The organism is Pseudoalteromonas sp. SANK 73390 (assembly GCF_054966645.1).
The window spans coordinates 60,840-75,789 of sequence record NZ_ARPN01000103.1; the positions used below are offsets into that span (position 1 = coordinate 60,840).

Annotated in this window: 13 protein-coding genes; 10 read left to right on the forward strand and 3 right to left on the reverse strand. The window is 38.8% G+C overall.

What is annotated here, in order from left to right:
• Positions 1–3: 3 nt before the first annotated feature.
• From SANK73390_RS12220 to SANK73390_RS12255, 8 genes are all read left to right on the forward strand, one after another.
• Positions 4–534, forward strand: coding sequence for a hypothetical protein (locus SANK73390_RS12220; RefSeq protein WP_462766279.1), 531 nt, complete (start codon positions 4–6; stop codon positions 532–534).
• The gene (locus SANK73390_RS12225) at positions 534–1,673 is read left to right on the forward strand and encodes a phage head morphogenesis protein (protein ID WP_462766280.1); all 1,140 of its coding nucleotides are present in this window, start codon (positions 534–536) and stop codon (positions 1,671–1,673) included. Before SANK73390_RS12220 ends, SANK73390_RS12225 begins: the two co-directional genes overlap by 1 nt.
• Before the next feature lie 640 nt (positions 1,674–2,313).
• Complete coding sequence (locus tag SANK73390_RS12230; protein ID WP_261593858.1) at positions 2,314–2,697, forward strand: response regulator; 384 nt, start codon at positions 2,314–2,316, stop codon at positions 2,695–2,697.
• Positions 2,694–3,599 carry an AAA family ATPase gene (locus SANK73390_RS12235; protein WP_462766281.1) on the forward strand — a complete coding sequence of 302 codons (906 nt, stop codon included), beginning with the start codon at positions 2,694–2,696 and terminating at the stop codon, positions 3,597–3,599. Before SANK73390_RS12230 ends, SANK73390_RS12235 begins: the two co-directional genes overlap by 4 nt.
• Positions 3,600–3,990: 391 nt before the next feature.
• Positions 3,991–4,521 carry a DUF58 domain-containing protein gene (locus SANK73390_RS12240; protein ID WP_462766282.1) on the forward strand — a complete coding sequence of 177 codons (531 nt, stop codon included), beginning with the start codon at positions 3,991–3,993 and terminating at the stop codon, positions 4,519–4,521.
• Positions 4,511–6,454: a transglutaminase TgpA family protein gene (locus SANK73390_RS12245; RefSeq protein WP_462766283.1), complete on the forward strand. Its 1,944-nt coding sequence runs from the start codon at positions 4,511–4,513 to the stop codon at positions 6,452–6,454. The genes SANK73390_RS12240 and SANK73390_RS12245 overlap by 11 nt, the downstream gene beginning before the upstream one ends.
• Positions 6,451–7,773 (forward strand): Na+/H+ antiporter family protein, encoded by a 1,323-nt coding sequence (locus SANK73390_RS12250; protein WP_462766284.1) that lies wholly within the window; start codon positions 6,451–6,453, stop codon positions 7,771–7,773. The genes SANK73390_RS12245 and SANK73390_RS12250 overlap by 4 nt, the downstream gene beginning before the upstream one ends.
• 165 nt (positions 7,774–7,938) lie before the next feature.
• Positions 7,939–9,105 (forward strand): nucleotide sugar dehydrogenase, encoded by a 1,167-nt coding sequence (locus SANK73390_RS12255; RefSeq protein ID WP_462766285.1) that lies wholly within the window; start codon positions 7,939–7,941, stop codon positions 9,103–9,105.
• On the opposite strand, the gene SANK73390_RS12260 is transcribed toward SANK73390_RS12255, so the two are convergent.
• Complete coding sequence (locus SANK73390_RS12260) at positions 9,088–11,121, reverse strand: ATP-binding protein (protein WP_462766286.1); 2,034 nt, start codon at positions 11,119–11,121, stop codon at positions 9,088–9,090. The genes SANK73390_RS12255 and SANK73390_RS12260 overlap by 18 nt on opposite strands.
• A 147-nt stretch (positions 11,122–11,268) precedes the next feature.
• Here SANK73390_RS12260 and SANK73390_RS12265 point away from each other — a divergent pair, with 147 nt between their 5' ends.
• Complete coding sequence (locus SANK73390_RS12265; RefSeq protein WP_462766287.1) at positions 11,269–12,129, forward strand: gluconeogenesis factor YvcK family protein; 861 nt, start codon at positions 11,269–11,271, stop codon at positions 12,127–12,129.
• A 5-nt stretch (positions 12,130–12,134) separates the two neighbouring features.
• Here SANK73390_RS12265 and SANK73390_RS12270 read toward each other — a convergent pair whose 3' ends face one another.
• Complete coding sequence (locus SANK73390_RS12270) at positions 12,135–12,470, reverse strand: Hpt domain-containing protein (RefSeq protein WP_261593848.1); 336 nt, start codon at positions 12,468–12,470, stop codon at positions 12,135–12,137.
• A 22-nt stretch (positions 12,471–12,492) separates the two neighbouring features.
• Here SANK73390_RS12270 and SANK73390_RS12275 point away from each other — a divergent pair, with 22 nt between their 5' ends.
• On the forward strand, positions 12,493–13,509 hold the full coding sequence (locus SANK73390_RS12275; protein ID WP_462766288.1) for a glycosyltransferase family 4 protein: 1,017 nt from the start codon (positions 12,493–12,495) through the stop codon (positions 13,507–13,509).
• On the opposite strand, the gene SANK73390_RS12280 is transcribed toward SANK73390_RS12275, so the two are convergent.
• Positions 13,506–14,936, reverse strand: coding sequence for a sigma-54-dependent transcriptional regulator (locus SANK73390_RS12280; RefSeq protein WP_462766289.1), 1,431 nt, complete (start codon positions 14,934–14,936; stop codon positions 13,506–13,508). The two genes, SANK73390_RS12275 and SANK73390_RS12280, sit on opposite strands and share 4 nt — an antisense overlap.
• Between the last annotated feature and the right edge of the window lie 14 nt (positions 14,937–14,950).

Genomic DNA, 14,950 nt, shown 5'->3' on the forward strand with positions numbered 1-14,950 from the left:
ATCATGGATCCTTTTACTATTGCTTTGGGCGTAGCAAAACTCACAGGCCTAGATGAAAAAATTGGCAATTGGATTGGCGGCGATAATGGTGCGGCGGTAGCCAAAGAAGTTGTCAATATTGCGTCGAATATCGTAGGTACTCCTGAGCCTGGGGAGGTATTTGCAAAGCTTGAAAATAGCGACGAACTACGACAAAAACTGCATCTAGCCATACTAGACAAAGCTCTTGAGCTAGATAAACTCGCATTTGAAGACCGTAAATCGGCTCGGAGCATGCAAAAAGTAGCATTAACCCAAGAAGACTTGTTTTCAAAACGATTTATCTATTACTTTGCGTGGTTTTGGTCTGGTTTTGCTGCACTCTATATTACATCCGTCACTTTTATAGAGCTGCCTGATTCAGGCATTCGATTTGCTGACAATGTTCAGGGCTTTTTGCTGGGTACCATAGTCGCCACTATCATTTACTTTTTTTACGGATCATCGGATGGTTCAAAGAAAAAAGACCAAATGAATAATAGGTTAGGGCAGTAATGGCGTTCTCAGAGCCATTATATGGCATAGGTCTCAAGTTCAAAGAAGCCATAGCCTACTTTAGAGGCAAAGTAGGCGTACCTACAAACACATATCAAGACTTACAAGGTCACGTTAATGCACGTGCGTTTACTGTTGCGGGCGCTAATACAACGGCACTAGTTAATGACTTCAAGAACTCAATCGAACGGGCGCTATCTGAAGGAAAAACGATTACAGACTTTAGAAAGGAGTTTGATGACATCGTTAAGAGACATGGGTGGTCATACAACGGAAAGCGAGGCTGGCGAACGCGTACAATCTACCAGAATAACAAAAACACTGCGCGAGCAGCCGGACGTTGGGAGCAACAAACTCGTATAAAGCACAGAAGGCCGTATTTATTATATCTGACGGCTGGTGATTCGCGCGTTCGTCCGCAACATAACAAGTGGAACTATGTTTTATTACCGATTGAACATAATTTCTGGGATACCCATTATCCACCGAATGGCTGGAATTGTCGCTGCAAAGTAATGAGCGTTAGTAAGCAAGATATTGAACGTATGGGACTGACGATCACGCCTGAAGAAACTCTCAAAAATGATATGGAGTACTTTACCCAAATAGATGCAGCTACAGGAGAAGAATTAAGCAAACTGCCAGGCATAGATATAGGTTGGGATTACAATCCGGGTAAAGCGTGGTTGGGTACCGACATCACCGCAGGTAAAAGCGTAGCTCAGCTAGCACCTGAATTTAGAGATAAAGCAATCGACATATTCAATGATGCTATAAATGAAGGCGAAAGCTACTTCAAAAAACAGGTAGCTAATGCAGCCGCCAAGGTTGCATTGTCTAAACGGTTAGATGATGGTCGCATGCTAGCAATCGGCCACTTGCATTCAAATGTATTGAGTTCTGTGATCAGTAAAGACCACCAAATAGCGAGCACATTAGTTGTTGTTGATGAGTCAGCAATCAGAAGCGCGATCACTGCATTGGGTCTTGAGCAAGCGTCAGAGTTAATGCAAATAGTCCAGTCAGCAGGAAGCGCTACATATAATAGAAGCGTTATAAAGCTAGCCATCGAAAACGTAACGCTGACCATTCAAGTAACCGATGACTTCAACAGAATCGTAGCGGTTCAAACTCATTAGTTAAAACAGACTTTAAAGTGGCTTTAAACACGGTTTAAAACTGATTTAAACCCGATTAAAAATGGCGAATAGTGATCTAATTCTAAACGTATTACGATCAGAAATGAGCGTGAAATGATATGGTTTGATAGGTTTTTGTCTAAAAGCAAACGTAATTTGATTTTGATGAATTTTAAAGCTAGGATATTCGAAGTCCTTAGTTAATAGGGGCTTCAGAGCTATCAAACCTTAAAATTTCAATCACTCTCAAATCTAGAAATGAACAACCCCTTACACTAAAACACCATTACAGTATAAATTTAGGCGAGCAACCAACATACGTGCTGACAAAATCATATAATTTAACATAACGTAAATTATGGGCTGTTAAATGTTATTTATGATGTTTCATAGGCGATATCATTTATAAATGCACACAATGTCCAATACTAGACGGTATCGGACATTTGACTGCATTGAAACAGTTTTTGCATTAGCTAATACATTCAATAAAATATTAAAGCTGATCATTGATAATTATATTAGGTCATGAGATATCAGTTCATTGATTTAAATATCGTCATTGCTCATCAATTACTATTGAGCTTGATGTTGGGATCACTTAGTATGCTTCTATACAAAAAATATGAAGTATCGTTATATGGAATTTGTAAAACCCCTGGAACCGATATTAATTATCGATGACTCCCAAGATATCCGAGAATACCTCAGTAACATATTAATAGAGTTAGGTTTTGAGGAGATTTTTGAGTCTGAAGACTTTGAATCTGCCAAAACTCTACTTAACAAAACCCCTCCAAATGTTATCTTTCTTGATATTGAATTACCCGGCACCGATGGCACACAAATTTTAGAGTTTATAAATGATCATTACCCACACACACATGTCATTATGTGCTCAGGCCATAATAGTTTAGAAAACGTTCAGAATACTTGGGAACTTGGCGCTAAAGGATTTATTGCAAAACCATTTAATGCTAAAAAAGTCGATACCGTCTTAAAGCGTATAGAACTAATAGCATGATCGAATCAATATCAAATATTACAGCACAACTGTCTCACATTATTTTTGGTAAAGAACAACAAATTAAGCTTGCGGTTTGTAGCTTGATTTGTCGAGGCCATCTGCTTATTGAAGACTTACCTGGCATGGGTAAAACCACATTATCTCATGGCCTTGCTGATGTGCTCGGTCTAAGCTACCAACGTGTGCAGTTTACGAGCGATTTACTCCCAGCAGACGTTATTGGCTCTGCCATTTTTAATAATATCGAACATAAGTTTAGTTTTCATAAAGGGCCTATTTTTAGCCAGGTGTTGCTCGCGGATGAGATTAATCGAGCCAGCCCAAAAACACAAAGTGCGTTGCTCGAAGCGATGGAAGAAAGACAAGTTACTGTTGATGGTGTTAGTCATGAATTGCCCGAACCATTTTTTGTTATTGCCACTCAAAACCCTTTACATCAAGCGGGTACACACCCCCTGCCCGAGTCTCAGCTCGACCGATTCTTTATGCGCATTAGTTTAGGTTACCCAAGTGAAGAAGCTGAAAGAAAGCTCATTCTTGGTATAAAGCAACATATGTCGGTTGCTGTTAAGCAAGTTGTTAATAAAGAGGATTTAATTTTATTACAAAAACAAGCAGCAGAGGTCAAACTCTCCCCTGCCGTAGTTAATTATATTCTTGCTTTAGTGCGCTACACACGAGAGTCTGGCAAGTTTAGCGATCCGTTATCACCAAGAGCAAGTATTGCTTTGGGTAATGCAGCAAAAGCATGGGCTTTGATGGATGGACGAAATTACGCGACACAAGATGACGTACAAGCTGTTTTTACAAGTATTGCGGCCCACCGTTTAAATATACCCTGCCATTCACAAGATATTACCATATCGGACATTTTATCAGAGGTTGCAATACCACTTTGATCTTTGGGTTTTTTTCACGATTTGTGCGTAAGAAACATAGCGCAAACACGATATTATTAAAACATAATACAATATATGTTTTGCCATCAACGATGGGGGTTGGCTTTATCGCGGTTAGCCTTTTAAATTTTTTACTTGGTATTAATTACCAAAACAACCTACTTCTTGGCGTTTCATATTTAATGGCAATGCTGCTAATTGTTGCACTGCTTTACGGATACTTAAATTTAAGTGGCACACAGGTAAAATTAGCCTCAATTACTTCTGCGCACTGTCAAACCCCCCCTTTGTTACTTTTGAAGTATTCAATAAAAATCAGCTCTTTGATTTTCATATTGAGCATCAATACTTATTATCGCATATACATGTTGCACATATTGAACAACGGCAAATGATTGCAACCCCTTTGTCTTATACAAGAGGAAAACATCAACTCGGTGCGTTCAAGTTTGTGAGCCACTTTCCATTTGGTTTGGTCACTGTGTGGAGTTATTTATATAGTGATAAGTACATTTTTAGCTACCCAAACCCCACTTCTGACTCACAACAGCATCAATTGTTTGCAAGCACTACACAAAGTGATTTGAACAGTACAACAGCTCAGTCTAATGACGAGTTTAAGCAGTTAATACCTTATCAATTAGGCATGAGTATGCATCGCGTTTCTTGGCGGCACTACGCTAAAACTGAGCAGTTGCTAGTAAAAGACTATGAGGGCGATGATAGTGCTCATTGCTTAGGCTTTGATTTTGATCAACTCCAAGGCACAATAGAAGAACGACTTTCAAAGTTATGTTACTTAGTTTTACAAGCTGAAGAAAATGAGCAAGCATATGCATTAAAACTTGGTACACAGCAGTTTAATACTGCGCTTGGTCAATTACATAAAATAAAATGCTTAGAGGCGCTCAGTGAGTATTAACGCTTTACTAATTACGCTATGTTATTTATTGCTGACATTATTGCCAATTACTAAGTTCGGTACACCTTTTAATACATTAATGGTTTTACTTGCTTTATGGCACGGTTTACTCATAGTAAAAAAACAAACAGGCGTACGCAATTCGATTTTAAACGGTATTGCCATAATAGGAATGGCTATCACCGTTGTCTCTATCGGGTTACATAGTACGGTGAGTATATTTGTTGCCTTGCTTTTATTGGCATGCCAATTGAAAGTACTGCAAGCAAAAACAACCTCACAATGGCGCCAAATATTGGTGCTTAATTTTTTTACTTTACCTTGCATATTCTTATTCTCACAAAGTCTGTATATCGCTCTGCTGGTTATGATTATGCTAGGCTTAAACTTAAGTCTTATGCTGCAACTACAAAAGGTTGGTTCTTTTAAAGCAGTAAGTCGCTTTGTATTTTCAAAAATGATACTGAGCTGCGTGCTTAGCATCTTTCTGTTGCTATTTTTACCAAAACTGCCCGCATTTTGGCAACTACCAGGTCCGCAATTAGCAAAAACCGGGCTATCTGAAAATGTCAGTCCCTTCAGTATTGCACAGCTATCTCAATCAGATGAGCTAGCTTTTCGAGCTGTGTTTGCAAGTGAACGTTTAAAGCAATCCCAAGCACCTCTTTATTGGCGAGCCATAATTCATAACAAATTTGACGGGAAACAATGGACAATCGCAAACTTCCAAAAAGCCGCTGCTGATTTACAAAAAAATATACAATCAGAACCTTACACAGTAATTGCTGAACCCAGTAACACACCTTGGTTATATGCACTTGATTTGGCAACTAGTCCCACGACGGATGTCCAAAGTAATCCATATGGCACGCTTTATAGAACAAATAAGCTTTCTTCAACTTTTGAATATATTGTTGAGCCTGCAAATGATGACATCATAACCAATATTTCTGGCTGGCAATATCGAATAAATACTGCACTACCTAAAAACGTCAACCCAAAAGCCCAAAATCTTGCGAAACAATGGGGACAATCAAGTAATACCACCGCGCAATTTATTAGCCTTATGCGGCGATATTTTCAAGATCAAGGCTTTAGTTATACATTAACACCGCAGGTTGCAACCTCAGAGCACATGATAGATCAATTCTTATTTGAGTATAAAAGCGGTTTTTGCGGACATTATGCATCAACGGTTGCAATGATGATGAGAAGTGCGGGGATCCCTGCCCGGTTAGTATCAGGTTATTTAGGCGCTGAATACAATCAAGAGCAAGGCTATTATAGTGTATATCAATATGATGCCCATGCATGGGTTGAGTATTTTGTGCCTAATGAAGGCTGGAAGCATATCGATCCAACCGCTTGGGTATCACCGCAACGCTTATTAGGCTCTTTGTCACAATACCAACCTTTAGCAAATGAATTTCAGTCAAACTTGGGCATTAGCTTAGCTGCTTGGTCAGGTTTTCCTGCAATTAACTGGTTAAGATTACAACTAGAACAGATTGATTATCAATGGACACGCTGGGTGCTTAATTTTGATCAGCAAAAGCAAAGTTCATTATTAAAGTCGCTATTTGGTGATAACGCTAAGCAACTGTCAGGCATTATCGTTATTATTTTACTTTGTATCATGTTTTGCGCGCTATTCTTCTACGCACAATATAAAAAGGTAATAAAAGAGCCGCTTGTCATTAGGTTATATCGACAATTAATTAGACTATCGCATGATGACTTAAGCCATACCCCGCCTAAAAAAGCGATAACGATATTACAGCAACAATTTGCACAAGACACGACTGCATTAGCACAGTTTTATGCGGATTTTTCTGCCAACCGTTATCAAGGAAAAACCTTTGGCAAAGCTCAAAATGAGCATGCCAAAAAATTGATAAATTCAATAAAAACAAAATCAAAGAGAAAAATATGAATGCAGTAATTATAGGCGTGTTATTAATGCTAGGCCTCTCATTAGTTCGAGTAAACGTGATCGTTGCTATGACCGTCAGTGCCATGGTCGCGGGGCTCAGTGCTGGTCTTGGTATAAACGAGACCATGAACGCATTTAATAGTGGTTTATCAGGTGGTGCTGAAATAGCGCTTAGCTATGCCATGTTAGGTGGCTTTGCTGTCGCTATTTCTAAATCTGGCTTAACACATATCTTGGCGCAGAAACTATTAAGCGTGGTTGAAAATTCTGATGAATCACATACACGTATGCTGAGCTTTACTATTATGGCCATTATTTTAGGCTGTGCTATCTCATCACAAAACCTGATCCCTGTACATATCGCCTTTATTCCTATTCTTATTCCACCCTTGTTAGGCATTTTAAATAAACTTAAGTTAGATAGGCGAGCTATAGCATGTATTCTCACCTTTGGGTTAGCAACCTCTTATATGGTTTTACCTTACGGCTTCGGTGGTATTTATTTATACTCAATATTACATAAAAACCTCACCGATAACGGTCTTGAGATGGTTAATACTCAAGTACCTATTGCGATGATTATTCCTGCTATAGGTATGTTGGTTGGTTTAGTAATCGCGGTGTTTTTTAGCTACAAGAAAGGCCGAGGATATAAGCATAATGAACAAAGCGACACATCAACTAACAAAAAAATAGACAATCCTAAAAAAGTAATTGTCATAGGCACAATTGCAGTAATTAGTTCTCTTGTCGCACAAAATATTAGTGGCTCAATGATTTTAGGTGGACTGGTGGGTGTTATGATGTTCAGTGTATTTGGCATCGTAAAATGGGAGCAAAGCTCTGACGTTTTTAGTCGTGGTGTTGCTATGATGGCAATGATTGGCTTTATTATGATTTCAGCTCAGGGGTTTGCCTCAGTGATGAAGGCAACTGGTGATGTGGCAAGTTTAGTGACTGCATGTGCAGATTTCATAGGTGATAACAAACCGCTGGCAGCGGCAATGATTTTACTTGTTGGCCTGCTTATAACGATGGGCATTGGTAGCTCGTTTTCAACAGTGCCTATCATTGCAACGTTATTCGTCCCATTGTGCATGGAGGTCGGGTTTTCGATGATGGCAACTGCAGCACTTGTTGGTACAGCGGGTGCACTTGGAGATGCAGGTTCCCCAGCGTCTGATTCAACTTTAGGTCCTACATCCGGCCTAAATGCAGATGGCCAACATGACCATATCTGGGACTCAGTTGTACCTACTTTTATCCACTTCAATATTCCATTACTAATATTTGGTTGGGTCGCAGCCATGGTACTTTAAATGATTTGCATTTTGCAACGCGCTTTGCAGCAGCGCGTTGCTTTTCAACCTACTCTTTCTCAATATATTTTTAACACACTGTTTTATATTAACTTATTAAAACTATAAATGTCGCACGATTTTTGCTCCGTTTAAGTTACAAGTATTAAATTGAGTAAACTAACTATGGCACGAATTACTGTTGTTGGATTAGGGTATGTTGGGCTGGCGAATGCTCTGCTGTTGGCGCAACATAACAAAGTCAGCACACTTGACACAAATGTTGAACGCGTTAATCAAATTAATCAAAAAATAGCTCCGATTGTCGATAAACAAATTAGTGAGTTTCTAGAATCAGTAACAAACCCACTATTTGCTACCTGTGACCCTTTTCTTGCATATCAAAATGCCGATTATATTATTATTGCAACCCCCACAGATTACGACCCACAAACAAATTACTTTGATACATCAAGTGTCGAGAAGGTGATAAACCAAGCAAGACAAGTTTGTCCATTAGCGACTATTGTTATCAAATCAACCATACCTGTGGGCTTTACTGAGCGCATGCGACAACACCATCATTGGCAAAATATCTTTTTCTCTCCAGAATTTTTGCGTGAAGGAAAAGCCCTTTATGACAATTTATATCCATCACGCATTATTGTTGGCGATAAATCTAACGAAGCAAAGCAATTTGCTGATTTAATGATGCAAGGCGCACGCAACAATACTGTAGATATATTACTTACAGACAGTAAAGAAGCTGAAGCTATCAAGCTTTTTTCAAACTCCTATTTAGCAATGAGAGTCGCATTTTTTAATGAACTTGATACATATTGTGAAATTAAGTCGCTTAATGCGCAGCAAATAATAGAGGGGGTTAGTCTAGACCCTCGCATTGGGAGCCATTACAACAACCCGTCTTTTGGTTATGGTGGCTATTGTTTACCCAAAGATACAAAGCAACTTCTTGCAAACTTTAAGGGGGTTCCAAGTAATATGATCAGTGCAGTAGTTGCAGCGAATGACACAAGAAAGCGCTATATCGCTGATACCATTTTGAATAAAGGGGCAAGAAAAATTGGCGTATATCGTTTAATCATGAAATCTGACTCTGATAATTTTAGGGAGTCAGCAATTTTGGACATTATTTCAAATTTAGCTAACACAGGCGCACAAATAGTTGTGTATGAACCAAGGTTAAAGCAACCATTTAGTGATGAGTTTTCTTTATGTCACTCGCTTAAATGCTTTAAAGAATGTGACTTAATCATCGCCAACCGGTTAGTTAATGAGCTCGAAGATGTTAAAAGCAAAGTATACACCAGAGACTTATTCAATAAAGATTGAAGATATTGCTTGCTCAAGTATATTAAATCGAATTGGTTTAGTCAGTACTTTATTCATGCCGACAGCTAAACATTTATCTTTATCTTCTTGCCCTGCATTTGCAGTTAAAGCAAATATTGGCACGTTAAGTGCCATTTCTTTTCTCATATATTGCGTTGCCGTCAGGCCGTCCATTACTGGCATCATCATATCCATTAAAACTAAGTCATAGGTGCAATTTTTTGCTTTATTTAGAGCATCTGATCCCGTCTCCGCTATTGTCACCTTATGACCTAATTTTTCTAATAGCGCTTTAATCAACACTTGATTCGCGGGGTTATCCTCCGCAACAAGCACATCTAACTGTTTGACATGGCAAACTTGCGAAGTCTGCTGCAAATGCGCTTTTGCATTTTCATACGGTAAAACCACTGTAAACGTGGTGCCTTCTCCAAGCTTACTTATACACGATATTTCCCCCTTCATGGCTTCAACAATCTTCTTAGTAATACTCAAGCCTAGGCCAACGCCTTGTTGCTTTCGTTTAACACTATCCCCAACTTGAGTAAATGGCTCAAAGATATGTTGCAAACTTTCTTTGTCTATTCCCACACCCGTATCTTTGATGCTTAATAACAGAGAGTTCCCTTTTGTCCAAGCTTTAAAGGTAACCTTTCCATAGCTCGTATACTTAAATGCATTACCAATTAGGTTAAATAATATTTGGCCAAGTCGAGTTGCATCTGTGTAAATATACTCTGGTACCTGCTTATCTATACTCACTGTAAATTTCAATAAATCAGATTGGCGTATTCTAAACTGTGCCGTTATAGACTGAAGAAGCTGTGTCAGATCAATTCTTGATAGGTCAAGCTCCAAAACCCCGGATTCAATTTTTGAGAAATCTAGCACATCAGAGATAAGGCCTTGTAACAAAGTCGCACTACTTTGAGCATATGACAGCCACTCCCTTTGTTGTTTTTCTAGTTGGGTATCTGCCAGTAACTCCACCATCCCTAAGATAGCATTCATTGGCGTACGGATTTCATGCGACATGACAGCTAAAAATTGAGACTTAGCCAAATTAGCACTTTCGGCTTTGTCTTTTGCATTTTTGTATGCAAGCTCTCGCTGTTTAGCAAATGTTATGTCTTTCGCAATGCCTAGATAGCCAATATATTGATTATTTTCATCATATTGGGGCTTACCGCTGAGCGATATCCATGTCGATTGTTGCGCTTTAACTTCAAATTCGAATTCATAAAAATCGTTGTGTAAGTTTACAATGTGCAAAAATCGCTGCCATTTTTTTTGTTGACCACTTTCATTATCATCACAAATAGAGGGTAACTGCTTGCCCATAAAGTGGTCTTTATAAAACGCATTATCTTCGTTGAATGTACTCACTTGGGTAAAAGTTAAACCTCTATCTGTACGCCAAAACCACTCAGAAGCAAAGTCAGCAAACAAATCAGATTGCTGTGCTGTTTGGCGTAACAAATCACGAAAATGCACACTTTGGTGCACAAATTTCTTAATCGAGATAAACTTGGCGCAAAGTTGCTTTAGCACAAGTCGTAAACTTGTATCCGTAATTAAATGCTCAACGTTAATATCAGTTTTGATATTTGTAAAAAGAAATATCTCATGCCCAGAAGTGCCATCTAAACTGATGGCTAAAGTATTTAAAAGTTTAGCTATCAGTTCTTGAGATTGTACTGAAAATGCCAATTCGTTTTCAGGATGCGGTATATAACTACCTCCCAAGATAGTTGCCTGAGTAAATACTTGGCTCATTGGCCAATGCGTATGTGCAAATACAACATGGCTTTGACTATGAGAAATATATGCCTCTGCACCATCACGTACCAATAAAATGCATTCATCATACTCAAAAAGTGAGGATACTAGCTTTGAAAAAGTAACAAATAAATCATTGCTATCATTTGCTTGGCAAATACACCCTAATGCTATATCTAGCTGTTCAATCGTAAATAACTCGCTTTGAGGCATTTGAGTTTTTCTCCAAAATTGCATTGCACAATGCAAATAATAGTGCGTATTTTAATATTATTCCATCATGCATGGCTTCTATTTTTAGTATTTTCAATAAGTTATATTTCCTCATTTTGTGGAATAAACCATGCTATTTAACAGCAATATATTACTAATGAGTATCTTAGAATGAAAATAGTCTGTTTAGGTGGTGGCCATGGGCTAGCACAAGTATTAAAAGCCATAAAACCGCTTACTAGCGAACTTACCGCCATTATTGCTACAACAGACAATGGTGGTAGTACGGGGCGCATACGCCAATCTGAACAATGTGTTGCACTAGGTGATATTAGACGATGCTGTTTAGAACTCAATGACAATAACTCGCTGCTTCAGAGTGTATTTGAACATAGGTTTAGTGGTGGCGAACTTGATGGTCATAGTTTAGGTAATTTGGTGTTATTAGGGTTATTACAATTAACAGATAGTACAACAGAAGCCGTTTCGCAATTTAATATAATGCTCGGTAATTCAGAAACAGTGCTACCGATGTCTGATGAACCTGTTGACTTGATTGCGACGATGAGAAATGGCACAACGATTATTGGTGAATGCGAAATAGATGCATTAGACGAACTTCCAGAATATATTGGATTAACCAAACCTGTACTTGCGCATAGCAAAACAATTAGTGCGATTGAACATGCCGACGTGGTGCTTATCGGGCCTGGCAGTACTATTTCAAGTGTTATGCCCCCACTGCTTGTTGAAAACATTGCTACTGCACTTAAAAAAACAGCAGCATGTAAAATTTTTGTTGAGAATATTACCCATGAAAATAGTGTTATCTCGCAGTTACAGCAAGATTCGGTACTCGACTGGTTACAAACAATGCTTGGTTATAAATTTTGCGACATGAGTTTGTCTCCTCAAGCCATAAACCAGATATATCAACTCCAGCAGTGCGATGAAATGTGCCAACAGCAACTACACAATATAGAGCAGCTACATGAGGTCTTTGCACAATTATTATTTGGTAATTCGCCTTAATTTTACTACTTGTTTGTTATGAGCTTATTCGCTTCTAAAAAAGCATCTTCACTTAATGACGTTGCTTTATCAATAAGGGGTTCTAAATCTTTGAAAGTGACGTCTGTGTGTGTGGATGTCATTTCAATAAGTTCACAAGTTTGTGCTAACAAAAGTGCACCGTAACTACGGCTACTGCTTTTTAAGCTATGCGCAATATGACGGATAGTATTAGCACAATCCGTATTATTAAGATCGGCAATTTGTTTACGCGATTCACTCACATAAACACCTAAAAGCTGAAGTGCGAGTTGCTCGCCCACATCATCGCACAATTGTGAGAATACGTTTTTATCTATCATGGTTATGCCTTTGGAGATCACAATGGATTATCAAGTTATTATTTTTGTAGACTCTGCCGGCTTTGGCGGCATTGAGTCTCATATTATTGAGCTGGCTAAGCTATTAAGACTAAATCATGTTCAGTGTAGTGTGCTTTTCTACAAAGATCATAATAATCACTATTTTTACGAGAAGCTTGATTGTCATCAAATAAAATATCAGCATTTATCGGGCAGTTTTTTCAGTACGCTAAGTGAATTAGCTACGCTTTCAAAATGCACTGCTGTGCACACTCACGGCTATAAGGCTGGGATCATTGCAAGGTTATGCTGTCGTATTTTAAATATAAAATGCGTGAGCACCTACCATGCTGGAGAAACTGGCACAGGTCGAGTTAAATGGTATAACAAGATAGATAAAACACTGAGCTTCTTATCTAGAAACTTTGCGGTCTCAAAATCTATAGCATCGCAAATAGACCAAGCAATCATATTAGACAATTTTGTCATTCCAAAAATAAACGCTAAAGTTACAGCTACTCACTCTGCTTGTTTAAACGTTGGCTTCGTTGGTAGATTATCATATGAAAAAGGACCAGATCGTTTTGTAAAGTTGGTTTCTCATTTTGCAGATGACCCCAGATTTAATTGGCATATTTTTGGTGAAGGACCAATGCAAACAACGCTAAGTTGCCCTGAACAGCTTGTTTCTCATGGCATGGTAGATAGTGAGCATATCTGGTCAAAGTTAGACATATTAATTGTTACCTCACGTCAAGAAGGACTGCCCATGGCTATTCTTGAAGCTATGGCAAATAAAGTATTAGTGATCAGCACCGATGTTGGAGCAATTTCCAACGTTGTGATCAATCACCATACTGGTTATTTACTTGAGAGTTATTCGATAACTAAAGTAACTGAAATTCTTAATGGGCTTATACAAAAACCAAACTATCAAACATTGACCAGCAATGCCCAAAAACTAATTCAGTCGGAATTTTCAGGAGATAAACAATGGCTATTGCTTGATAAAACATATCGCAGTTGCGTTAGCCACTAAACACCAATTTCTTCCCAAGACTTAATTTTCCGATAAATTGTCGATGGGCTAACGTCAAGTAAAGCCGCTGCTTTGGGTATGTTGTTATCACATAAATCAATAGCTTGTTCAATGTAGCGTTTTTCAATGAGCCACAAAGGCTCAATATCCTGAGTCTTTTTTAATACCCTAGGCTGCTCAGCACTCATTGTGTTACCTATCTGTGTAGGCAAAGTCATGTCTATGTTTTGGGGTTGTTTATAAACAATCGCTTCGCCTGCGCTACCTTGAGGTAGAGATGGGACCATTTCAAGCTCTATCCAACTTTGCTTATTGAGTACCAACGTATTTCTAACAGTGTTTTCAAGCTGCCTGACATTGCCCGGCCATGCGTAAGCTAAAAATGCTCTTTTAACAGCTTCAGACATACCGGTGAAGTCATGGCTTTCTTCTTTAGCTATTTTTTTAAACAAAGCATCCGCAATTTCAATAATATCGTTGCCTCGATCCCTTAAAGCTGGCAGTGCAATTGGAATGACGTGTAAACGATAATATAAGTCTTCTCTAAACCTGCCTGCTTGTACTTCAACCAAAGGGTCTCGGTTGGTTGCACACACAAAGCGAACATCCACTTTTACTTCTTTTTCACTACCAACTTGCTGATAGCAGCCCGTTTGGATAAAACGTAAAAGCTTGCTTTGTAGATTAATATCCATCTCACACAGCTCATCTAAAAACAGCGTACCGCCATCGGCCTGCCCTGCAGCACCTTCTCTATTAGCTATTGCGCCGGTAAATGCGCCTTTTAAATGACCAAAAATTTCACTCTCAATCAAATCTTTCGGGATTGCAGCACAATTGAGCGCCACAAATGGCAATTTAGCTCTAGGTGATGCTAAATGAACAGCCCGAGCACAGAGCTCTTTCCCCGTGCCACTTTCTCCTGTTATGAACACAGTAGCTTTAGACGCTGCTGCTGAATTTATAATTTGATATACCGACTGCATGGTTCTAGATGACCCTATCAGGTCGTAATAGCGCCCATTTTCATAAGTTTGATGATACTTCTCTACTTCTTGAGCTAAGCTTTTTAATTTCAAGGCGTTATTAATGGTGATCCTAAACCGATCCGCTTCAACAGGTTTTTCTAAGAAGTCACTCGCACCTAAACGAATCGCATCAATCGCCATCTCTTTTGTAGCATGCCCCGTCAGTACAATCACTTGAGGCTTGGTATCCCCAGAAAGTTCAGATAATATTTCTAACCCATTCATATCTGGTAACATGACATCAAGCACGATTAAGTCAGGGGAAAAGCTATCAATTGTTTTAAGTGCTTCTTGCCCTGAGTAAGCGATTTGCGTTTGTATACCTGTGGGTATGAGATATGATTGATACAATAAAGCGAGCGACTCTGTATCTTCAACAATTAATACCTTCGGTGGCATACGATAATTCCTGT

What these genes read in the sequence shown, in the direction of transcription:
- SANK73390_RS12235 (WP_462766281.1), top strand. Translation starts at nt 2,694, where the DNA reads ATGATCGAATCAATATCAAATATTACAGCACAACTGTCTCACATTATT.
- SANK73390_RS12275 (WP_462766288.1), top strand. Translation starts at nt 12,493, where the DNA reads ATGGATTATCAAGTTATTATTTTTGTAGACTCTGCCGGCTTTGGCGGC.
- SANK73390_RS12260 (WP_462766286.1), bottom strand. Translation starts at nt 11,121, where the DNA reads ATGCAATTTTGGAGAAAAACTCAAATGCCTCAAAGCGAGTTATTTACG.
- SANK73390_RS12270 (WP_261593848.1), bottom strand. Translation starts at nt 12,470, where the DNA reads ATGATAGATAAAAACGTATTCTCACAATTGTGCGATGATGTGGGCGAG.
- SANK73390_RS12230 (WP_261593858.1), top strand. Translation starts at nt 2,314, where the DNA reads ATGGAATTTGTAAAACCCCTGGAACCGATATTAATTATCGATGACTCC.
- SANK73390_RS12225 (WP_462766280.1), top strand. Translation starts at nt 534, where the DNA reads ATGGCGTTCTCAGAGCCATTATATGGCATAGGTCTCAAGTTCAAAGAA.
- SANK73390_RS12220 (WP_462766279.1), top strand. Translation starts at nt 4, where the DNA reads ATGGATCCTTTTACTATTGCTTTGGGCGTAGCAAAACTCACAGGCCTA.
- SANK73390_RS12250 (WP_462766284.1), top strand. Translation starts at nt 6,451, where the DNA reads ATGAATGCAGTAATTATAGGCGTGTTATTAATGCTAGGCCTCTCATTA.
- SANK73390_RS12240 (WP_462766282.1), top strand. Translation starts at nt 3,991, where the DNA reads ATGATTGCAACCCCTTTGTCTTATACAAGAGGAAAACATCAACTCGGT.
- SANK73390_RS12265 (WP_462766287.1), top strand. Translation starts at nt 11,269, where the DNA reads ATGAAAATAGTCTGTTTAGGTGGTGGCCATGGGCTAGCACAAGTATTA.
- SANK73390_RS12280 (WP_462766289.1), bottom strand. Translation starts at nt 14,936, where the DNA reads ATGCCACCGAAGGTATTAATTGTTGAAGATACAGAGTCGCTCGCTTTA.
- SANK73390_RS12255 (WP_462766285.1), top strand. Translation starts at nt 7,939, where the DNA reads ATGGCACGAATTACTGTTGTTGGATTAGGGTATGTTGGGCTGGCGAAT.